The organism is Bartonella ancashensis (assembly GCF_001281405.1).
Lineage (GTDB): Bacteria > Pseudomonadota > Alphaproteobacteria > Rhizobiales > Rhizobiaceae > Bartonella > Bartonella ancashensis.
Genome location: NZ_CP010401.1, coordinates 636,088 through 658,556, shown reverse-complemented (window position 1 = coordinate 658,556; position 22,469 = coordinate 636,088). Strand labels below are relative to the sequence as shown.

At 38.7% G+C, this 22,469-nt stretch carries 21 protein-coding genes; 20 read left to right on the top strand and 1 reads right to left on the bottom strand.

All coding sequences use genetic code 11. The features are described from left to right. The first annotated feature begins 70 nt into the window (after positions 1-70). From PU02_RS02805 to truB, 19 genes are all read left to right on the top strand, one after another. Positions 71-1,951, top strand: a complete 1,881-nt coding sequence (locus PU02_RS02805) for a DNA polymerase III subunit gamma/tau (RefSeq protein ID WP_071628359.1) — start codon at positions 71-73, stop codon at positions 1,949-1,951. A gap of 5 nt (positions 1,952-1,956) precedes the next feature. Beyond that, entirely contained in the window at positions 1,957-2,280 is a 324-nt protein-coding gene (locus tag PU02_RS02800; RefSeq protein ID WP_053943989.1) for a YbaB/EbfC family nucleoid-associated protein, read from the top strand. Between the two features lie 35 nt (positions 2,281-2,315). Beyond that, positions 2,316-2,921, top strand: coding sequence for a recombination mediator RecR (gene recR / locus PU02_RS02795; RefSeq protein WP_053943988.1), 606 nt, complete (start codon positions 2,316-2,318; stop codon positions 2,919-2,921). Positions 2,922-3,231: 310 nt separating this feature from the next. Continuing rightward, the gene (gene tsaB / locus PU02_RS02790) at positions 3,232-3,903 is read left to right on the top strand and encodes a tRNA (adenosine(37)-N6)-threonylcarbamoyltransferase complex dimerization subunit type 1 TsaB (RefSeq protein ID WP_053943987.1); all 672 of its coding nucleotides are present in this window, start codon (positions 3,232-3,234) and stop codon (positions 3,901-3,903) included. Beyond that, positions 3,903-4,394: a ribosomal protein S18-alanine N-acetyltransferase gene (rimI, locus tag PU02_RS02785; protein ID WP_053943986.1), complete on the top strand. Its 492-nt coding sequence runs from the start codon at positions 3,903-3,905 to the stop codon at positions 4,392-4,394. The genes tsaB and rimI overlap by 1 nt, the downstream gene beginning before the upstream one ends. 31 nt (positions 4,395-4,425) lie before the next feature. After that, the gene (miaB, locus tag PU02_RS02780; RefSeq protein ID WP_053943985.1) at positions 4,426-5,802 is read left to right on the top strand and encodes a tRNA (N6-isopentenyl adenosine(37)-C2)-methylthiotransferase MiaB; all 1,377 of its coding nucleotides are present in this window, start codon (positions 4,426-4,428) and stop codon (positions 5,800-5,802) included. A gap of 142 nt (positions 5,803-5,944) precedes the next feature. Further along, positions 5,945-7,024 (top strand): PhoH family protein, encoded by a 1,080-nt coding sequence (locus tag PU02_RS02775; RefSeq protein WP_053943984.1) that lies wholly within the window; start codon positions 5,945-5,947, stop codon positions 7,022-7,024. 38 nt (positions 7,025-7,062) lie between these two features. Further along, positions 7,063-7,539, top strand: coding sequence for an rRNA maturation RNase YbeY (gene ybeY / locus PU02_RS02770; RefSeq protein ID WP_053943983.1), 477 nt, complete (start codon positions 7,063-7,065; stop codon positions 7,537-7,539). Between the two features lie 98 nt (positions 7,540-7,637). Then, entirely contained in the window at positions 7,638-8,642 is a 1,005-nt protein-coding gene (locus PU02_RS02765; RefSeq protein ID WP_053943982.1) for a hemolysin family protein, read from the top strand. An 18-nt stretch (positions 8,643-8,660) separates the two neighbouring features. Beyond that, positions 8,661-10,250 (top strand): apolipoprotein N-acyltransferase, encoded by a 1,590-nt coding sequence (lnt, locus tag PU02_RS02760; protein ID WP_053943981.1) that lies wholly within the window; start codon positions 8,661-8,663, stop codon positions 10,248-10,250. A 141-nt stretch (positions 10,251-10,391) separates the two neighbouring features. Further along, complete coding sequence (locus PU02_RS02755; RefSeq protein WP_053943980.1) at positions 10,392-10,811, top strand: helix-turn-helix domain-containing protein; 420 nt, start codon at positions 10,392-10,394, stop codon at positions 10,809-10,811. A gap of 120 nt (positions 10,812-10,931) precedes the next feature. Further along, complete coding sequence (metK, locus tag PU02_RS02750) at positions 10,932-12,200, top strand: methionine adenosyltransferase (RefSeq protein ID WP_053943979.1); 1,269 nt, start codon at positions 10,932-10,934, stop codon at positions 12,198-12,200. After that, a complete protein-coding gene (trmB, locus tag PU02_RS02745) occupies positions 12,197-12,898 on the top strand; it encodes a tRNA (guanine(46)-N(7))-methyltransferase TrmB (protein WP_053943978.1) in 702 nt (233 codons plus the stop codon). Before metK ends, trmB begins: the two co-directional genes overlap by 4 nt. A gap of 148 nt (positions 12,899-13,046) precedes the next feature. Further along, positions 13,047-13,676, top strand: a complete 630-nt coding sequence (gene rimP / locus PU02_RS02740) for a ribosome maturation factor RimP (RefSeq protein WP_053944638.1) — start codon at positions 13,047-13,049, stop codon at positions 13,674-13,676. 52 nt (positions 13,677-13,728) lie between these two features. After that, positions 13,729-15,324 (top strand): transcription termination factor NusA, encoded by a 1,596-nt coding sequence (gene nusA / locus PU02_RS02735; protein WP_053943977.1) that lies wholly within the window; start codon positions 13,729-13,731, stop codon positions 15,322-15,324. A 20-nt stretch (positions 15,325-15,344) separates the two neighbouring features. Next, positions 15,345-15,980 carry an RNA-binding protein gene (locus PU02_RS02730; RefSeq protein WP_053943976.1) on the top strand — a complete coding sequence of 212 codons (636 nt, stop codon included), beginning with the start codon at positions 15,345-15,347 and terminating at the stop codon, positions 15,978-15,980. After that, positions 15,977-18,496 (top strand): translation initiation factor IF-2, encoded by a 2,520-nt coding sequence (gene infB / locus PU02_RS02725; protein WP_053943975.1) that lies wholly within the window; start codon positions 15,977-15,979, stop codon positions 18,494-18,496. The genes PU02_RS02730 and infB overlap by 4 nt, the downstream gene beginning before the upstream one ends. 111 nt (positions 18,497-18,607) lie before the next feature. Beyond that, positions 18,608-19,006, top strand: a complete 399-nt coding sequence (gene rbfA, locus PU02_RS02720) for a 30S ribosome-binding factor RbfA (protein ID WP_053944637.1) — start codon at positions 18,608-18,610, stop codon at positions 19,004-19,006. Between the two features lie 33 nt (positions 19,007-19,039). Then, a complete protein-coding gene (truB, locus tag PU02_RS02715; protein WP_053943974.1) occupies positions 19,040-19,969 on the top strand; it encodes a tRNA pseudouridine(55) synthase TruB in 930 nt (309 codons plus the stop codon). An 87-nt stretch (positions 19,970-20,056) separates the two neighbouring features. Here the strand turns inward: truB and PU02_RS02710 are convergent, their stop codons facing one another. Then, positions 20,057-21,679 (bottom strand): MFS transporter, encoded by a 1,623-nt coding sequence (locus tag PU02_RS02710; protein ID WP_053944636.1) that lies wholly within the window; start codon positions 21,677-21,679, stop codon positions 20,057-20,059. Positions 21,680-21,977: 298 nt separating this feature from the next. Here PU02_RS02710 and rpsO point away from each other — a divergent pair, with 298 nt between their 5' ends. Next, a complete protein-coding gene (rpsO, locus tag PU02_RS02705) occupies positions 21,978-22,247 on the top strand; it encodes a 30S ribosomal protein S15 (protein ID WP_053943973.1) in 270 nt (89 codons plus the stop codon). Positions 22,248-22,469 lie beyond the last annotated feature (222 nt).

Here is a 22,469-nt window from a genome sequence, read left to right as displayed (position 1 = left end):
GATGTACCTTACTTAAACTGTGTTCTTGTATTACTTTGATGTGTTCGAAGAACAAAAGTTGGAATTATTAATGAATCATATGCCTACAGGGATACCTTATCGTGTTCTTGCCCGTAAATACAGACCTCACAATTTTTCTGACCTCATTGGCCAAGAGGCAATGGTGTGCACCCTTACAAATTCTTTTAAGACAGGACGCATTGCTCAAGCCTGGATATTGACAGGGATTCGTGGCGTAGGAAAAACAACAACCGCACGTATCTTAGCGCGTGCACTCAATTATGAAACAAAGGATATTAACCAACCAACTACTGCGCTCCACACATTTGGCGAACACTGTACACAAATCATCGAAGGACGCCACATTGATGTTATAGAAATGGATGCTGCTTCACACACTGGTATTGATGATATCCGTGAAATCATTAATCAAATACAGTACCGTCCTGTTTCTGCACGTTATAAAATTTACATCATTGATGAAGTTCATATGCTCTCAACACAAGCATTTAATGGCCTATTAAAAACGCTTGAAGAACCGCCCACACATGTAAAGTTTATTTTTGCTACAACAGAAATTCGCAAAGTTCCTATCACTATTCTTTCACGCTGTCAGCGTTTTGATTTACGGCGTGTTGAATCAGCTGTTCTAGTAGACCATTTGCGTAAAATTTCTCAATCTGAAAAAATCGAAATCCAAGAACAAGCTTTATCCATAATAGCACGTGCTTCAGAAGGATCCGTACGCGATGCACTATCCATTTTAGACCAGGCAATCTCTTATGGAAATGGTAAAATAAACATAACTACAATACGTACAATGTTAGGATTAGCAGATCAGGCACGCATTATTGACCTCTTTGAATATATTATGGCAGGAGACATTGTCAAAGCACTACACGAACTACGTAACCAATATGATGCAGGTGCTGCCCCTCTTACTATATTAACAGAATTGGCTAACTTCAATTATCTTGTAACCCGGCTGCGTTTTATTCCTCAAACAACAGAAGATCTGTCACTTACTGAAGAAGAACGCCTCCGTAGTTTAAATTTTTCACAAAAACTCTCTGTCCGTGTTCTTTCTCGAAACTGGCAGATGTTACTCAAAGGCATCCAAGAAATCAATCAGTCTGCACATCCCATTCAAGCTGCAGAAATGTTACTCATTCGTCTTGCACACAGCGCTGATTTACCAACTCTCGATGAAGTTATTGAAAAATTTATAGACAGCCCTTCTTCTCTTGCAACGACCCACGATCGTTCCTATCAAAAATCTCAAAACATGAATGATGAAGAAAGGAAAGGCAAATTTATACATACTTCCGAAAGAGTACAAAACCAAAATTTTCAAATCCAATCTCTGAATGAAAGAGTTGCCTTTTCCTCGCAAAAAGAAGAGCATTCCAACTTTTCAATCTCTCGAAATACCAATTTTCGAGAAATGGAAGAAATCACCAACGCTTCTTCTGCCGCTGAGCTTTCTTTCAATGCTCCTGGTCTATCAAATATTTCCACTCAATCAGAAATAAAAAATACATCTTCTCCCATTATGATCAATTCTTTACATGATATTGTTAACTTGGCCAAACAGTACGGCGAAGTTCAGTTTATATTTCTCATTGAAGAATTTGTTCAGCCCGTTTCTTTTGAACCCGGATATATAAAATTGAAGCTCGCTGAAGGCGCTCCACACTCACTACCTAGCGACATTGAAAAAATGTTATATCAATGGACTGGACAAAGTTGGATTGTAACCCAAGTTAACGAAGGAGCAAGGTTAACTTTACGAGAAGAAAGCGTGGTCATACAAAAAACTCTTTTTTCTGATGCACAAGGAAATTCTGATGTCACAAAGATTCTTGACCATTTTCCGGGATCAAAAATTGTTGATGTCCGCTTCAACAAACAAGATGATGACATAAATAGTAAAAGTAAAAAAGGAAATTAATCTCTATGTTTGACATGATGAATATGATGAGAAAAGCCAAAGATGTGCAAGAAAAAATGCAGAACTTTAAAAATGAAATGGCCAACTTACAAGCTACTGGTGCAGCTGGGGGTGGGCTTGTCAGTATTACCATGAATGGCAATTATGTCATCTCAGCAATCAGGGTAGATCCATCGTTAATTAAACCTGAAGATGTTGGAATCCTTGAAGACCTTCTTATGGCAGCCTACAATGAAACTAGAGCAAAAGTTGAAAATCTTATAGAAGAAAAAGCTCGAAGCATAAAATCAGACTTACCTATTCCTCGAAACCTAAAACTTCCATTCTGAAGGATTGCCCCTGATTCACTCTCTTGGAGTCATCTATGTCTAAGCATATTGCGGGCCCTGAAATTGAACGCCTCATTCAACTTTTAGCACGAGTGCCAGGTCTTGGACCTCGGTCGGCGCGTCGTGCTGCACTTCATCTTATCAAGAAAAAAGAAACATTAATGGAGCCACTCGGAAACGCCATACAAGAAGCTGCCAATAAAGTCTGTATTTGCTCCGTTTGTGGTAATATTGATACAACTAGTCCATGTTCAATTTGTACAGATCCACGTCGTGACAATACAACAATCATTGTCGTTGAAGATATTTCTGATCTTTGGGCTCTTGAACGTGCTGGAACTTTATCCGCGTGCTATCATGTACTGGGTGGGCGTTTATCTCCGTTAGATGGAATTGGACCCGACGAGCTCAACATTGCTTCCCTAATAGACCGAGCTGTTAAAAATCCAATTACTGAGATTATTCTAGCCGTCAATGCTACTGTTGAAGGACAAACAACGGCTTATTACATCACCGATCAACTTTCCAATTTTTCAATCAAAATCACCAGACTTGCCCACGGTGTGCCAGTAGGCGGAGAACTCGACTATCTCGATGATGGAACCCTATCTGCAGCTTTACAAGCAAGAACAAATTTTTAAGGTTTTTTTGCTAGGATCCCAATTTTTTATCTATATTATTTCCATAATAAAAAGGTCCAATATATTATAGCCTCTTCCCTCTATTCTCAGCTTCTCGTGGTGCAATTTATTAACTCCGTTTACAATCAATGCAAAAGAGTGTATCTTCCTGACGTGATTTTCCCTTTAGAGATAATACACATATCTCAGACAAGATAATCTCATCCTCTACTGATACTGCTGCTTTTAGCAAAACTGTAAAATGCATAAAAAACAGTCAAAAACCGCAACTTAGCTTCCATTTATTTTTATATTCGGTTAGAAGACTCCTATGATCATTCTTGTTATAGACACTGCATCTTCTCACTGTACCGTTGCACTCATCTACCATCAATCTGTTGTTGCGCATATCAGCGAAGGCATGAATAAAGGTCATGCTGAAAAACTTATCAGCCAAATTGAACAAGCAATGAATATTTCTGATACCACATTTGATAAAATTGACTGTATTGCGGTGAACATTGGACCAGGATCATTTACAGGCATACGGGTAGGCGTCTCAGCTGCGAGGGCTTTAGCTTTGGCACTGAAAATACCTGCAGTGGGCATTAGCTTACTTGAAGCATTAACAGCACAGGCAATTCAAAATGATATTTCATCTGATATTACCGCTGTTATTGAAGCCTATGAAGGCATGTTTTACTGTCAGAATTTCAGTAAGGATCTCATAGCATTAAACGCGCCAAGTTTACGAACACTTGATAGTGTTATTGCAAATCTTCCAGAAAAAACTACACTAATTGGTCCAGCGGTAGATGCTATTGCAATCCATATTACAGACAAAACAACCATATTGCATAAGCTTTTACCCAAAGACGTCAACGTTGCAATTTACGCTCACCTTGCTATGAATAAGTCATCACACACCCCACCTAGCCCACTCTATTTGCGTGATGCTGAAGCAAGAAAACAAACTAATTTTGCTTTACCTCAACAAAAATAATGGCAAACTTCCTATATACAAAAAACCATATTTGGGTAACATTACTACATGCTGATGATAGCGCGTCTCTTCATAAAATTCATAAAAGTTGTTTTTTTCCAGCTTGGAAAAAGCATTCTTTTGATCTTTTTCTGAAGGATAGCTCTATTTTTGGCTATAAAGCCTGCTTTACTGGACATCCTCATCAAATTTTAGGGTTTTGTCTATGTCGTCTTGTTCTTGACGAAGCAGAAATCATAACCATTGCTGTACACCCTCACCATCGTCAAAAAGGAATTGGTTATTTACTAATCGATCATACCCTGCGTCACCTTTACCATGAACGTGCTGCACAACTTTTTCTGGAAGTAGAAGAAACCAATTTTTCTGCCTTAGCTCTCTATAAACGTTTTAATTTTAAAAAAATTGCTAAACGCCTCGCCTATTATCCTTCAGAAAAAGGCCGCGTTGATGCGATCATCATGCAAAAAACTTTTAAGCAAAAAGATTGAGATTTACGTAAAAAGTGTTTAGAAACATATTATGAAACAATTAAATTCTAAAAATGTGCCTTCTGTTGCTTCTAAAAGAGTTTTTATTAAAACTTACGGATGCCAAATGAATGTTTACGATAGTCAAAGAATGAATGACAGTCTTTGTGAGCAAGGGTATATTCCTACACAAACGCCTGATGACGCAGATCTTGTTCTTATCAATACATGCCATATTCGTGAAAAAGCATCAGAAAAGCTTTATTCTGATCTTGGTCGTTTGCGAAAAGCACGTCAGAAACGCGCTCCTGAAAAACCCTTAATGATCGGTGTCACTGGTTGTACAGCTCAAGCTGAGGGGAATGAAATTTTACGTCGCTCTCCAGCAGTTAATTTTGTTGTTGGACCACAAATGTATCATCGCCTACCAGAGTTTTTGCAACAAGCTCAAAAAGGAGAAAGAATTGTTGAGACAAACTATGCTGTCGAAGATAAATTCACTCATTTACCACCTCATAACAAGCGCGCCGTACAAAAAAGAGGTGTAAGTGCATTTTTAACAGTACAAGAAGGTTGTGATAAATTCTGTACCTTCTGTGTTGTTCCTTATACACGGGGTGCTGAAATATCAAGATCTGTTGCACAAATCACCGATGAAGCACGTCAACTTATTGATGCAGCTGTCAAAGAAATTACACTTCTTGGACAAAATGTTAATGGTTGGCATGGACAAGGTACAGATGGGAAAAATTGGCGTCTTGGTGATCTCCTTTATCATCTTGCTAAGCTCGATGGTTTAAAACGTCTACGTTACACAACAAGCCATCCACGTGATATGGATGAAAGCCTCATTGCAGCACACAGAGACCTTGATATTTTGATGCCTTATCTACATCTTCCTGTTCAATCTGGTTCAGATCGCATTTTAAAAGCAATGAATCGTCAACATAAAGCTATCCATTATCTGAATCTCATTGATAAAATTCGCACTGCACGACCTGATATTGCTTTCTCAGGTGACTTTATTGTAGGCTTCCCTGGAGAAACTGAAAATGATTTTGATAAAACAATAGAACTTGTTAAGCAAGTTGGCTACAGTTCGGCCTATTCTTTCAAATATTCTCCCCGTCCTGGAACACTGGGAGCAACCATGGAGAATAAAGTTGATGAAGAAATAAAAGATAATCGTCTTCAACGTTTACAAGAGCTTATTCTTGATCAGCAGCATGCGTTTTTGCGTTCCAAAATTGGCAAAACGACAGACATCCTAATTGAAAGGGAAGGACGCCATCCCGGGCAAATGATAGGACGGTCACCTTGGCTCTTACCTATTGTCGTAAACACACAAGCTACTACGGGCACCATGATGACGGTTTGCATTAAGGACGCAAGTTCAAACAGTTTTATTGGTGAAACAGTTAGTGCTTAGGGAAGATTTTCAACTTTGTGCATAGTGGAAAAAAAGTAAAGGAACGCACATATTGCATGCAATCATAACATAAAACGGCATATCATCTGAAAATAGTCTATTAAACGGGTGTATCATACTTACACAAATAAAGGAGAATAGGTTGAAGATCTCAACCGGAAAATCAAAACAAATTAAAAAGCAACAGCGTACTTTTCTTAATGGCATAAATGTTTTTGAAAAATCCCATCTATCAAATGCTGATCTCGTGAGTTTAACCTTTGAAAATAATCGCTACACACAGACAGTTTTTGGACAATTTAACGAAAATCTTTTATATATTGAGAAGCGGCTTGGTCTTGATATTCGCCCACGTGGTAATACAGTTTTTATTTGTGGAGAAGCAATTACTGTAAAATATGCACAATGCATATTAAAGCACCTTTATAAGCAAGCTAAAACAAACCAAGAACTTACTGTATCAGATGCAGAAAGTGCGATCGTTATGACAAATTTTTTAAATGAACAGCAACAAATTCCACCAACAGTCCAACCTACAATAAAAGATACTCAAACACGGTTAAATACCTACAAAAAAACAATCCACGTTCGAACCAAAACGCAAAACGCTTATCTGCAAGCAATGGAACAATCTGAGCTTGTCTTTGCAATAGGTCCAGCAGGAACTGGAAAAACATACCTTGCTATTGCTCATGCTATGATGTTACTAGAGCGTGGTATTGTTGAACGCATTATTCTCTCTCGCCCTGCTGTCGAAGCTGGAGAACGCCTTGGCTTTCTTCCTGGTGATCTTAAGGAAAAAGTAGATCCCTATTTACGACCACTTTATGATGCCCTTTATGATATAATGCCCGCTGAAAAAGTAGAGCATGTTTTAGCGTCTGGTATTGTAGAAACTGCTCCTCTTGCTTTCATGCGTGGACGAACACTTGCTCATTCAGCCATCATCCTTGATGAAGCGCAAAACACTACCCCTATACAAATGAAAATGTTCCTTACACGTTTTGGAGAGGGATCACGAATGATCGTAACCGGTGATATAAGCCAAATTGACCTCCCTGCGGGACAAAAATCAGGTCTAATAGAAGCCACAAATATTCTTTCAAATTTAGAAAACATTGCTATTATTCATTTTAATGAAAAGGATATTGTGCGCCACCCTCTTGTTACCACTATCATAAATGCTTACGATCGTGCATTCAGTAAACAAAAAGATAAATGAAATTACGCTTTTCATAAAGAAAATGATTCAAACTCACCATGATCTCTATTGATATAACTGTTAACAGTCCCGAATGGGATGATGAAAAATTGCTCTATAGTATTACCCAAAAAGCACTCATTGCAGTAACAAGCCATCTCTCACTGTTTGATACTGTTAGTGAACTCAGTTTGCTCTTCACAAATGATGAATACATGACACAGATAAACGCGCAATGGCGCAAGAAAAATTACCCCACAAATGTATTATCTTTTCCTGCTTTTCCTCTTAAAGTTGGGCAAAAGCCAGGGCTGATGCTTGGCGACATTATCCTTGCCAGAGAAACAATTGCACGTGAAGCTGAGGAAGGAAAAAAATCCTTCCATGATCATTTAACACACATGATCGTACATGGCATCCTTCACCTTCTTGGTTATGATCATGAAACAAATGATGAGGCACATCAGATGGAAGAATTAGAAAAAGATATTTTACAAAAAATTTCTATAAAAAATCCCTATACTGAACTACCTTAGAATGATAGAATGCCACATCCAGAAATTGGTGTGGTGCCTTTAAACTGTGTATGTCTTGTATACTTTACCAAAGAGGGAATTTAGAAAATTTTAAAGCTATGTCGGAAAAAGTGAATACACATAAAAACATTCAAGCATCTTCTAGTGATGCAAGATTACCTTTTCAACGAACAAGCCACACAGAACGAAATTCGCTAAGGGCCTATTTGTTTCCATTTTTGCGCGGGCGTAATCATACTTCTCTACGTGATGATCTTGCCGATGCCCTCACTTCAGGTAATAAAAATGGTACTGCACTTTTTTCACCTGAAGAACGCATTATGCTGCATAATATTCTGCGCCTACGCGAAACACGTGTTGATGATATAATGATCCCACGTTCTGAGATTGATGCATTAGATATCAATACTTCGCTTGGAGATACTCTTAAACATTTTGAAAAAGTTGGCCATTCTCGTATGCCCGTTTATATGGAAACATTGGATGATCCGAAGGGTATGATTCACATCCGGGATATTCTCAGTCATGTAGCCCATTTTATCGTCAATTCAACTCAAAATGAACAACAGTCTAACGCAATTCAATTGGGTCATACCCATTTACATAATCCAATTAGCGAATTGGATCTTGTTAGATCTGTCCTATTTGTCCCAAGTTCCATGCTTGCAAGCCAATTATTAACACAAATGCAAACAACGCAAACACAGATGGCTTTAGTTATCGATGAGTATGGTGGAACTGATGGTTTAGTTTCCATGGAAGATATCGTCGAACTAATTGTTGGTGATATCGAAGATGAACATGATAGTATTGATAATGTTATCGTACACGAACCTGATAATAAATGGCTTGTTGATGCAAGAACAAAGCTAGATGATGTAGAAAAAGCTCTTGGTCCTGATTTTGTAATAGGAGAATATGGCGATGAGGTTGATACCATAGGTGGATTAATTGTTTCTATTCTTGATCGTATCCCTTCAAAAGGTGAAGTTATCAAAGCTATACCAGGTTATCAATGTCGTATTTTAGAAGCAGATAACCGTCGAATTAAAAGGTTGTGCATTATTCGTGTTCCAAACGATGAAACAAATGAGAAAATTTAGCTTCTAAAGAATAGACAAATGTTTTTTAAAAAATTTATATCACTCCCACTTTCCATCACTGGTTGGAAACGGCAGTTTTCTATTTTTTTATGCGGTTGTTTGACATCACTTGCACTTCCTCCTCTTTCTTTTACCCCTATCTGTTTTATTACCTTTCCGATCTTTATTATCTTTCTTGACTCAATTAATACTTTAAAAAATAACAGAGCACGCCTTTTAATAAATGCATTATCTTGTGGAAATTTTGGCTTCGGCTATTTTGTCTGCAGTCTTTGGTGGCTGGGTAGTGCCTTATTAATAGATCAAACTTTTTTTTGGGCTATTCCCTTCGCTGTTTTTGGTCTTCCTGCCTGTCTTGCCTTTTTCTGGTTTTTGTCTGGTTTTATTGTCGGCTTACTCTGGATCAAGGGAATCGCACGATTTTTTGTTTTAGCCTTTGCTTTAGGACTAGCAGAGTTGCTGCGCGCCATCCTATTTACAGGTTTTCCATGGAATTCTCTCGCTTACACAGCAATGCCAACCCCAATATTTATGCAGTCTAACGTAATTATAGGGCTTTATGGAATGAATATTCTTGCTGTTCTAGCCTACAGCCTACCTACCGTTCTATTAACGAATGAAAAAAAATGCACTGCTCTTTTCTGTTGTTTCTCTATGATATTAGCTCATATCAGTTTCGGGTTTTACCGTCTAAATACGGCACCTAGCATAACTCACTATCAAACAAGCGAGCACTGGGTGCGTATCATCCAACCTTCTATTCAACAAAACGAAAAATGGAACAATGCAACACAAGAGGATATCTTTAAGACTCTCTTAGCCCTTAGCTCAGCACCCACAAAGAGCCGGATCCCAAAACCAAATTTCATAGTGTGGCCGGAAACATCCGTTCCTTACATCATAAATGACACTTCCACTATCACAATGCGTATTGCTTCTATTCTCAATCCTCAACAATGGGCTATTGTCGGTGCTGTACGAACCAATAATAATTTATCTGATAACTCAACACACTATTTTAATACAATTCAAGTTATCGATGTTAGAGGCAATATTCTTCATGTTTCTGATAAACTTCACTTAGTACCTTTTGGCGAATATATTCCTTATAAAAGCTTATTCAATAAAATTGGACTTCATGCCTTTGCTCATAACAATGGTTACAGTGCAACTACAACACGAAAAACAGTTATGATGCCAAACGGAATTTCTTATCTTCCATTGATTTGCTACGAAATTATATTTCCTCACGAAATGACTTTCTCTGGTTCTTTCCCTCAAATCATTATCAATGTAACCAATGACGCATGGTTTGGTATGACACCTGGTCCACACCAACACTTTCAACAAGCACGGCTACGTGCTGTTGAACTTGGAATACCACTCATACGAGCAGCTAATAATGGAATATCAGCAGTGGTTGATCCCTATGGACGAGTCGTTGCCGCTCTTAAACAAAATGTCGTTGGCTCACTTGATTCGCCTATTCCACCACCCAACGTACCAACATGGGGTGACGAACACAGAACATTCTCTACTTTCATCTTATTCATTCTTATGTTATTGTGCCGCGTTGGCTCTGCTACCGCAAGAAAATTTAACAATTGAGTGCTTGTATGCAATAGCGTATTGTAGGTACCAGTAATACCAAGAAAAAATATTACATATTATCTTGATTTATGATAATTTGACTTCGCATGCACCTGATATTGGTTTGGAAACAAAGCATTAGAAATAAAGAGTTGCATTATGACCGAAACTAAGAGAAAACCTAATCCAATAGATGTTTATGTCGGGACACGTATTCGTTTGCGCCGTAATATATTAGGTCTTACTCAAGAAAAATTAGGAGAGCACTTAGGTATCACGTTTCAGCAAATTCAAAAATACGAAAAGGGTACAAATCGTGTCGGTGCAAGTCGTCTTCAAGCTATTGCGGAAATTATGGATGTTCCAGTTTCTTATTTCTTTGATCGAAGCATGAGTGATCAACCGATGGAAGGGTTTGCTGAAAGTGACGAGCGTTTTATGGATTTTTGCTCAAGTAATGAAGGCATCCAATTGATGCGTGCATTCACAAATATTCTTGATGCTAAGGTACGTCGCAAAATTATCGATTTAGCAAAAGCTCTCTCTGAAGATGACAACGTAAATAAGTTGCAAAAATAAAAATTGTCTTTTTTCTTGCATCTTGCTTCATGAATCAGTATTGCCCATCTGTTGTGCGGTTTGCAAGCAAGGTAGATTTTAAATTGTTAATGAAGATCCATTTCTTTTAAGGAAATTCTTATGCTGCACAAAAATTATCTTTTTACAAGTGAATCAGTATCAGAAGGACATCCTGATAAAATTTGTGATAGAATTTCCGATGAAATCGTTGATATGGTCTACAAGGAAGCCCAAAAAACAGGTACTGATCCATGGTTTGTACGTGTTGCTTGTGAAACCTTGGTAACTGTCAATCGCGTCATTCTCGCTGGCGAAGTTCGTGTTCCTGATACGCTTCTTAAAAGAGATAAAAGTGGAAATTTTGTAACTGATCAAACTGGCACCCCTCTTATCAACCCTACCCGTTTCCGAACAGCTGCGCGCCGTGCTATTCGTTCCATTGGTTATGAGCAAGTAGGCTTTCACTGGAAAACTGTCAAAATTGACGTTTTTCTCCGTCAACAATCCACGGATATCGCGCGAGGAGTTGACAATGCCATTGACCGTCACGGAGAAGAAGGAGCAGGAGACCAAGGTATTATGTTTGGATATGCCTGCCGTGAAACATCGGATCTTATGCCAGCACCAATCTATTACGCGCATAAAATTTTAGAACTTCTTTCTACTGCTCGCCGTAAAAATGAGGGAGAAGTTGGAAAACTTGGACCAGACGCTAAAAGCCAAGTAACGATACGATATCAAAATGGAGTTCCCATAGAGGTAACATCTATTGTACTTTCAACACAGCATTTGGATGAAAATTGGGATTCAAATAAAGTTCGCACAATAGTTGAACCCTACATTCGCCAAGCTTTATGTGATATCCCTATTTCTGATCAATGTAGCTGGTATATTAATCCAACAGGAAAATTTGTCATTGGAGGCCCTCTAAGTGACGCAGGGCTCACGGGACGTAAAATCATTGTTGATACTTATGGTGGAGCAGCACCTCATGGAGGTGGTGCTTTTTCAGGTAAAGACACAACAAAAGTTGATCGCTCTGCAGCTTATGCAGCACGTTACCTCGCCAAAAATATCGTTGCGGCTGATTTAGCAGAACGGTGTACCATTCAACTGTCTTATGCAATTGGTGTTGCACAGCCTTTGTCCATTTATCTTAATCTTCACGGTACAGGAAAAATAGATGAAAGTGTCGTTGAGATTGCAATCCGTAAGATAATGGATCTTTCACCGACGGGAATTCGAAAACATCTCGGTCTTAATAGACCCATATACTCAAAAACAGCTGCTTATGGTCATTTTGGGCGTAAACCAGAAAATAATGGCTCGTTTTCTTGGGAAAAAACGGATCTAACTGAAGAACTCAAAGCACTGCTTAATATATCATGACCGTGTACAATGCATACGCAAACACCTCTTTTTTTGGTCGCCGGCATGGAAAACAACTCCGTCATAATCAACAAACGCTGCTAAAAACCCTTCTCCCCATTCTTCACATTAACTTAGATGAACCTGCACCCAAAGATCTAACATCACTATTTGCCAATAAAGTTAAAGAAATTAAACTTGAAATTGGTTTTGGAGGAGGTGAACATCTGATCCATGCAATAGAACATTTTCCAGACACTGGTTTTATTGGTGTTGAACCTTTCATCAATGGCATGGCCAAAATGTTAACATACCTTAAAAAACATGAAAAACACCAAAAAAATCTTCGCCTTTATGACAATGATGCCATACACCTTCTTGATTGGTTACCTAAAGAATCTCTTGATGGAATAGACATATTTTACCCAGATCCATGGCCTAAAAAAAAGCATTGGAAGCGACGCTTTATCAATATGCAAAATCTTTCCCGTTTCGCTCATGTTCTTAAAGTGGGTAAAAAACTTCGCTTTGTTAGCGATATAGATATTTACATAAACTGGACACTATACTACTGCCTTCAACATGAAAATTTCGAATGGAAATCAGATAGTCACAAAGATTGGGAAACCCCTTATCCACTATGGAAAAGTACCCGCTATGAAATAAAGGCTTTCCGTGAAGGTAGGACACCTGCTTATCTCACTTTTATTAAAAAATGAAGAACAGAGCACTGAAATTACAGATGACTTGAAAACTTTTCAGTTTAAGAGTATAGTGGAGTCCGTTCTTGTATCTCATAATTAGAGGGTGGATCGTTTGGATCCGCTCTTTTTTAATGTCATCAAACTAATATTTAAAGAAACTCAGATGCAGCACATCAACGAAATTGAAAACATAGATAATATTGATGAACCACGCCTCCTAACGGAGAGTGGTGTTGAAGTGCGTATTGCTGCTTTGATTGAGCCATTACTCAAACCTTTGGGATACCGTTTGGTGCGTGTAAAACTTTCTGGATTGAATGGTTTAACATTGCAAATCATGGCCGAACGTGCCGATGGAACCATGTCAATAGACGATTGTGAAATTGTTAGTAAAACTGTCTCTCCTATCATGGATATACAAAATATCATTGAGCAAAAATACCATTTAGAAGTATCATCTCCCGGTATTGACCGCCCACTAGTTAGAAAATCTGATTTTTTTCAGTGGCAAGGGCATATTGTAAAAATTGAAACTGGTATAGCTATTGATGACCGTCGGAAATTTCGTGGGGTACTTACCAATGTTACGCAAAATGGATTTACTTTAAATGTCGACAAAGCTGCCTGTGGTAAAAAAATGTACATTCCTATCAACTTTTCAGATATCATTAACGCACATTTGGTTCTGACTGATGATCTCATCCGTGATGCACTAAAAAAAGATAAAAATTTAAACAATTTGTCATTTTCTGAGGATGATTTCGATATCTCAAAACCTGAAACACATCACTAAAGATAGATATTAATAAAACGCAATCTTACATTGCACAAAAAGGAGAAAATCCATGACTATAAGCGCTAACAGGCTTGAATTTCTGCAAATTGCAGATGCTGTTGCACGCGAAAAGTCGATTGACCGTGAAATTGTCATTTCTGCAATGGCTGATGCTATTCAAAAAGCAGCACGTTCACGTTATGGTCAGGAAAGCAATATCCGTGCTGAAATCAATTCTAAAACAGGAGAAATAAAGCTACAACGTCTTCTAAAAGTTGTTGATATTATTGAAGATTATGCGACTGAGATAGCGTTATCTGATGCGCTAAAACGTAAAGCAGATGCAAAAATTGGTGACTTTATTTCCGACCCCTTACCTTCCATGGATTTTGGACGTATTGCAGCACAATCTGCTAAACAAATTATCGTGCAAAAAATACGTGATGCAGAACGTGATAACCAATTTGAGGAATTTAAGAATAAGGTCGGTGAAATTATTTCTGGCATAGTTAAGCGCGTCGAGTATGGTAATGTCATCGTCGATCTTGGGCGTGGAGAGGCCATAGTACGGCGAGACGAACTAATTCCTCGTGAATCTTTTCATTATGGAGACCGTATCCGTGCTTTTGTTAACGATGTACACCGTGAACAACGTGGACCGCAGATTTTTCTTTCACGTACACATCCCCAATTTATGGCAAAACTTTTTACCATGGAAGTACCAGAAATTTACGATGGTATTATAGAAATTAAATCCGTCGCTCGTGATCCAGGATCTCGTGCAAAAATTGCTGTTGTTTCACGTGATGGATCCATAGATCCTGTCGGAGCGTGTGTTGGAATGCGAGGAAGCCGTGTGCAAGCTGTTGTCTCAGAGTTACAAGGAGAAAAAATTGATATTATTCCTTGGTCACCTGACGCTGCCACATTCATTGTTAATGCACTGCAGCCTGCCGAAGTCTCGAAAGTTGTTCTAGATGAAGACGCAGAGCGTATCGAAGTTATTGTCCCTGATGACCAACTCAGCCTCGCCATCGGTAGACGAGGACAGAACGTGCGTCTAGCATCACAATTAACGGGTTGGAATATCGATATCCTAACAGAGAAAGAAGAATCCGAAAATCGCCAAAAAGAGTTTACTGAACGTAGCAAGCTTTTCATGGAATCTTTGGATGTTGATGAAATGGTTGGGCAAGTAATGGCTTCAGAAGGCTTCGCTTCAATTGAAGAAATTGCTTATATTGATCTTGAGGAAATCACCTCTATTGATGGTTTTGATAAAGAAACTGCCTCAGAAATTCAAAATCGTGCACGCGAATACCTGGAACGTAAAGAAAAAGAATTAGATGAAAAGCGTAAAAATCTTGGTGTTTCTGACGAATTAAAAACGCTCCCCGGTATGACAAATGCTATGCTTGTCGCGATTGGCGAAGATGGTGTTAAAACTATGGATGATTTTGCAGGCTACGCAATTGATGACCTAGTTGGCTGGCGAGAACGTAAAAAAGGTCAAACACAGAATTTTTCTGGAATTTTAACACCGTTTGACGTTACGCGTGTAGATGCAAAATCCATGATTTTAGCTGCACGTGTACAGGCAGGCTGGATAGACCAAGCTGACCTTACCGTAGGAGATTCTGCAAAAACTGAAGAATCAATCAATTAAACATGGATAGATAATTTACAATGAACAATCGGACCTGTATCGTAACAAGAAAAAGTACATCAGCAGCGGCGCTGATCCGCTTTGTTGTTGATCCAGATAACCAAATTGTTCCAGACCTTAAAGCAAATTTGCCTGGACGTGGCGTTTGGATTTCTGGTCAGCATACTATTGTCGAAGAAGCAATTAAGCGTAAAATTTTTGACAAAAGTTTCAAAATGAATGTTAAGGTTCCTTCAAATCTTTCTAACATCGTGGATGAGCTCCTTCTAAAATCTGCTCTTCATAGTCTTTCTATGGCACGAAAAGCGGGGGCTATTGTTACGGGTATAACAAAGGTCAACACAGCTATTCGCTCTGGTCAAGCAATTCTCATTCTCCATGCAAAAGAAGCAAAAGAAGATGGAAAACGTAAAATCTCGCAAGCTATTTATGCCTTACAACAACAAACAAATCAAAATATAAAAGCCATATCTTTATTTACAAATGACGAAATGGGTATGGCTTTTGGAGCTAATCTTGTGATACATGCAGCTTTACTGAACGTGAGAGCTGCAGAGGGATTTATCAAGACAATATATAAACTGATCGCCTATCGTGATGAAGAGCGCAATGAGCCTGATAAGACGACGGCAGAAGCCGTGAAGGAAGTACAATGAGTGAAAACAATAATGATAAGATAACAGCTAAAAAGACGCTGACTTTGAAACGATCAGGATTAGAAACGAGTACGGTCAAACAAAATTTCAGTCATGGTCGTACAAAGGCTGTCGTTGTTGAAACTAAACGACGTAAAATTACGCGAGATGAGAAGAAAGCTGAAGTAATACAATCGATTACTAAACCACATATTGCAGCTCCGCGCTCGAAGCCGCGCACTGAAAAAGCTGCAACTGCAACCTCTACAACCCAAAATAATCTTTCATCAGCTGAGATGGAGGCGAGAATTCGTGCATTGGAAGAGGCGCATGTTCAAGAAAAAATAACTCGTAAACAAGCTTTAGAAAAAGAAAAACTAAAACAACATGAAGAGAGTTTTCACCAAAAAACTTCTCAGGAAGAGGAAATTCAACCATCCCATATAGAAAAAATTCTCTCTTCTCCACCAATAGCACCTATAATGCCTATCAAATCAATAGATGCTCCTCCTGCAATAAAAAAAGTTACCATTATTGATAAACGCAATGTAGATGATGATGAAAATGAAGAAAAGCATAGCCGACGCACTAGTCCTTCTAAATCAGAGACACGTTCACCCAAGATTATAAAGGGCATAGATGAGCATCGTCGTGGTAAACTGACCCTCCATAGTGCATTAGATGAAGAAGGAAATTCACGCGGCCGTTCAATGGCTGCAATGCGTCGCCGACAAGAAAAATTTAAACGCGCACAAAATCAAGAACCACGGGAAAAAATCTCTCGTGAAGTCATCCTTCCTGAAACCATCACCATCCAAGAACTTGCTCAACGTATGGCTGAACGTTCTGTTGACGTTATTAAATTTCTCATGCAACAAAAACAAATGATGAAACCTGGTGATGTCATCGATGCGGATATTGCCGAATTGATCGCTGTTGAATTCGGCCATACAGTTAAACGTGTTTCAGAATCTGACATTGAGGAAGGTCTTTTTAATATAAATGATGACCTTCAAAAAATGAAACCACGTCCACCAGTTGTTACAATCATGGGGCATGTGGATCACGGAAAAACCTCTCTTCTTGATGCCATTCGTAAAGCTAATGTTGCCTCCGGCGAAGCTGGAGGTATTACTCAGCATATTGGTGCTTATCAAGTTGAACATAATGGACAAAAAATCACCTTTATTGATACACCTGGACATGCCGCTTTTACAGCTATGCGCGCCCGAGGTGCTCAAATTACTGATATCGCTGTTCTTGTCGTAGCTGCTGACGATAGTATCATGCCACAAACCATTGAATCCATTAATCACGCAAAAGCTGCTAATGTGCCTATCATTGTGGCTATCAATAAAATTGATAAACCAACTGCTGATGCACAAAAAGTGCGCACAGGCCTCTTACAACAAGAAGTGTTTGTCGAAACGATGGGTGGAGAAACTTTAGAGGTTGAGGTTTCTGCTAAAACAGGTAAAAATATTGATAAACTTTTAGAAGCTATCCTTCTTCAAGCTGAAATCCTTGACCTAAAAGCTGATCCAGAAAGAACTGCAGACGGTATTGTTATTGAAGCAAAACTTGATCGAGGACGAGGACCTGTTGCAACTGTCCTTATTCAAAAAGGTACCTTACATCTTGCCGATATCATCGTTGCTGGAAATGAATGGGGACGGATTCGTGCTTTAATCGATGATCATGGAAAGCACATTAAAGAAGCAGGCCCTTCTACACCTATCGAAATTTTGGGAATGCAAGGCACACCGCAAGCTGGTGATCGTTTTGTTGTTGTTACTCATGAAGCAAAAGCCCGCGAAATTTCTGAGTATCGTCAACGATTAGCACGTGATAAAAATGTAGCTCGGAGAACTGGTTCTCGCGGCTCTCTTGAGCAAATGATGACAAAACTACAAACGGCTGGCATAAAAGAATTCCCTCTTATTATCAAAGGGGATGTTCAAGGATCCGTCGAAGCTATTAATTCAGCGTTAGAAATGCTCGGAAATGAAGAAGTACGAACACGCGTTGTCCATTCTGGTGCAGGAGGTATAACTGAAAGTGATATTTCTCTTGCTGAAGCTTCTAATTCTGCTGTTATTGGTTTTAACGTTCGAGCAAACAAACAGGTACGTGATTTAGCCGAAACACAAGGCATTGAAATCCGCTATTATAATGTCATTTATGATCTCGTTGATGATATCAAAGCAGCTATGTCGGGATTATTATCGCCAGAAAAACGCACAACTTCTCTTGGAAATGCCGAAATTTTAGAAGTCTTTAGCATTACAAAAATCGGAAAAGTTGCAGGTTGTCGCGTTACAGAAGGAAAAATAGAGCGGGGAGCTGGTGTTCGCCTAATCCGAGACAATATTGTCATTCATGAAGGAAAACTTAAAACACTCAAACGCTTCAAAGACGAAGTCAACGAAGTCCACGTTGGTCAAGAATGTGGTATCGCTTTTGAACATTATGAAGATATGCGTGCAGGTGACATTATTGAGATATTCCGAGTTGAACATATCAGTCGTACACTATAAAGTCAGTGAAATTGGCTCGTAATTTTTTTGTTAAATGAAAAAGCTACGGAGCTTGTGGAATTTCTCTTTTCTTTTTTTTCGAAAAAAGACTTCAAAAAAGGTAACTATTTCATGAAAAATACAGACTTTTCGCAACGGCAATTAAGAGTTGGGGAACAAGTCCGTCATGTAATAGCTCATGCTCTACAACGGGGTATTTTATCTGATAAAATCCCCAAAAATGTTGTCTTATCCATCTCTGAAGTACGCATGTCGCCTGATCTAAAAATTGCAACTTGTTTTGTCTCTTCCCTCACTTTTGACAATGATTCTTACAATACTATTCAAATTTTAAATAAATACAGCCGTTTTATCCGTGGGGAAATTAGTCATCTATTACGACAAATGAAATATATGCCTGAACTCCGTTTTCAACTTGATAGCAGTTTTGATCACTTTTCAAAAATTGACGCATTACTTCGCTCACCTGAAGTTGCACGTGATCTTTGTTGTGATGAGCCTGAGGACTAATATGGTACGGCAACGCAAAAAAAAGGCCGTCCTATTTCTGGCTGGATTATTCTTGATAAGCCAAAAGGGATGAAATCAACGGAAGCTGTTTCAAAAATCAAAGACCTCTTCAATGCGCAAAAAGCAGGACATGCAGGTACACTTGATCCACTTGCTTCTGGAGCACTACCAATCGCATTAGGAGAGGCAACTAAGACAGTTCCCTACGTGATGGAAGGCGTCAAAACCTATTATTTTCGGATAGCATGGGGTGAAGAACGTACTACAGATGATCTAGAAGGTATTGTAACCAAAACATCTCTTAAAAGACCGATTAAAAATGATATCCTTGCTCTTTTACCCAAATACACAGGTACTATCTTACAGGTACCCCCGCAATTTTCTGCAATTAAAATTGCTGGCGATCGTGCCTATAACTTAGCACGTGAAGGTGAGATTATTAAAATCCCACCCCGACAAGTGACAATTAACACCCTTCAACTCATTGAAATGGTAGATGAACAATCCTCTGTTTTCAAAATAACATGCGGAAAAGGAACTTATGTGCGTTCTTTAGCACGTGATATGGGGCGTGATCTTGGTTGCTACGGACATATTGCTGATTTACGCCGTATTGCAGTCTTTCCTTTTAATGAAAATGACCTCCTCACATGGGACAAAATAAAAACATCACTTACTTATGAAAATATAACTAATCAAGATGATACATCCTTTAAGAAAGATTTTTCTGCACTTAATAGATTATTGATAAAAACAAGTGCTGCATTAAGATGCCTTTTCCACTGTGCACTTGATACAACACAGGCACAGCGTATAAAAAGGGGACAACCAGTTCTTTTACACGACCAAAATGTCCCTACTAATGAAAACGATATCTGCGTTACTTATGAAAGCCAGCTTCTTGCTATAGGCACTATAAAGGAAAGCTATTTCAAACCAAAACGGCTTTTTACAAATACATAAATCATCAACTATGATTTTTTAAAATATTGTCTTACAAATATGTAAGTTGAAATTGTCTTCGTTATACTTGAAACCATATTTTAAAAATTACTGATCTGCAGAAGATTTCAAATGCATCTCACCAACTTGCGGTATTGTTTGCCGTTCAATCATGCGGCGTACCTCAATACCATTCAATGAACGATTTAATCGATTGAGGCATTTATTTACTTCTGCATCAGCCTTTGTACAACGATGATTATGGCGCAAATAATCAACCCATGTTGGCACATGATAAGCTTCCGTCCAACATTCTGGTCTTTCAAGGTCACGTAAAAGAACCCATTGACGCGCACCATCTCGTCGACGAATGTGGCGACGACGTGTCATTACTTCAAGAAATTCCTCAAGATCATGCTCATCGATTTGATAATGGATCATAATCATGATCGGGCCACTTTGTGCTTTTAAATTAAGTAAAAGCTCTGGCTCTCTAAACTGATCAAGTGGATCAAGATCTATTTGGGGAATTTCTTGAATTTTAAATTTTACACCTAAAGCAGCTCCAAAAATTAGAAATAGAGCACAAATATTCAAAGCAGCTGTTGGAGAATAGGCATCAGCCAACACTCCCCAAACTGCACTCCCTACTGCCATGCCACCAAAAGATGCAGTTTGATAAAGTGATAAAGCACGCGCAACAACCCAACGTGGTATAGATAATTGTACGGATGTATTGAATAATGATAATGCCAAAACCCAACATAACCCCGCAGGAAACAAAACGAGATGGCTTAAAACTACCGAATGACTCATAGCCAAAACAAGGCAAGAGAAAGAAAGCCCTATAAAAGCACTCGCAATAATTGTTTCAGAACTGCAATAATGTCGCACATGCGCATTAATAACACCAGCTATAATAGCTCCTATTCCAAAACAACCAAGCAGTGTACCGTAAAGCAGAGCTCCCCCACCTAAGATATCGCGTGCAACAATTGGCAACAAAGCCAAAATTGAAATTGCTCCAATACCAAAAAAAAGAGCTCTTGTCATAATGCTAAGAAGATTGGGAGATAGAGCAACATAGCGTAAACCATCTGCTACAGCTCCTAGAAGCTTTTCGCGTGGAAGAGCATCATGTCTGTAGTTCGGTTTCCATAAAAACAATGTAATAATTAAAGGTATATAGCTTATAGCATTTAATAGAAAAGCTGCAAATCCTCCAAGGGTAGCAACAATCACCCCACCAATAGCAGGGCCTATACTACGCATCAAGTTAAACCCAACACTGTTCAAACTAACAGCCGCAGAAATATTCTCTTTGCTTACAATATCTCCCATCGTGGCTTGCCAAGCAGGATTATAAAAAGCACTTCCACACCCAATCAAAAACGTAAAACATAATAAAAGCCATGGCGTTACCAAATTCATATAGGATAAAATGGTCAAATTAATAGAGATAAACATCATTACAATCTGAGCAAACAGCATAATCTGACGTCGATTTAAACTATCTGCCAATGCTCCTGCCATTAAAGAAAAAATAACCAGAGGTAATGTCATAGCACTTTGAACGAGTCCCACCATGGAATGCGAAGAACTAATTAACGTCATCAACCAACCAGCACCTACAGCTTGTATAAACCCTCCTAAATTAGAAAAAAGTGTGGCTGACCATAAATTTCGAAAAACCGCATGACGGAACAGCTTTAACGTTGATGCTTGTTGCAATTTCTGCACTTTTACCTCCAAACCACTAATCTGTCATTTTTAATCACAAGTGCACCGAAAAAACTGTCACCATACCGTTAAATTGGGTAAAGTACACAACTCTTTAAAAATTTTTATAAAATAATCATGAAAGAAAATATTAAAGGTATTTTTAGGGACTAGTATTTCAACCATCTTTCCTATATTAAGTGCAGAAACGAGTGAAGATTTTTCTTTTCTTGCTTTTTCACTGACCCTTGCTGGACGACATCTCGGCTACGGGTGGCTTTGTTTCTTTATTTATTGAAAGGATGATACGATGTCGATTGCAGCTGAACGCAAACGGGAACTTATTATAGAACATGCAACTAAAACTGGTGATACGGGATCGCCTGAGGTTCAAGTTGCCGTTCTTTCCGAACGCATTGCTAATCTAACTAGTCATTTCAAATTTCACAAAAAAGATAATCATTCCCGTCGTGGTCTTTTAAAGATGGTTTCTCGGAGACGGCGTCTTCTTGATTACCTTAAAGGAACTGACCCAGATCGTTACCGGCTACTTATAGAAAAACTTGGTTTGCGTCGTTAAGAGAAAGATTGGTGGGTGTCTTTCATCACACAAAAGCCACCCTTTTATTACAGTTTATTGCCTTCAGCTGAAGGCGGGTAAGAGATTGTTGTGAGGTGAAATTGCTAATTTTCATGCCTGGATGCAACTTATCTCTCTCAGTATCAAAGGATCGTGGTGTCTTGTTATCTTACATAAACCTCGAAGCATAGCATGTGAAGTCGGGATATACGCGTTTTTAGT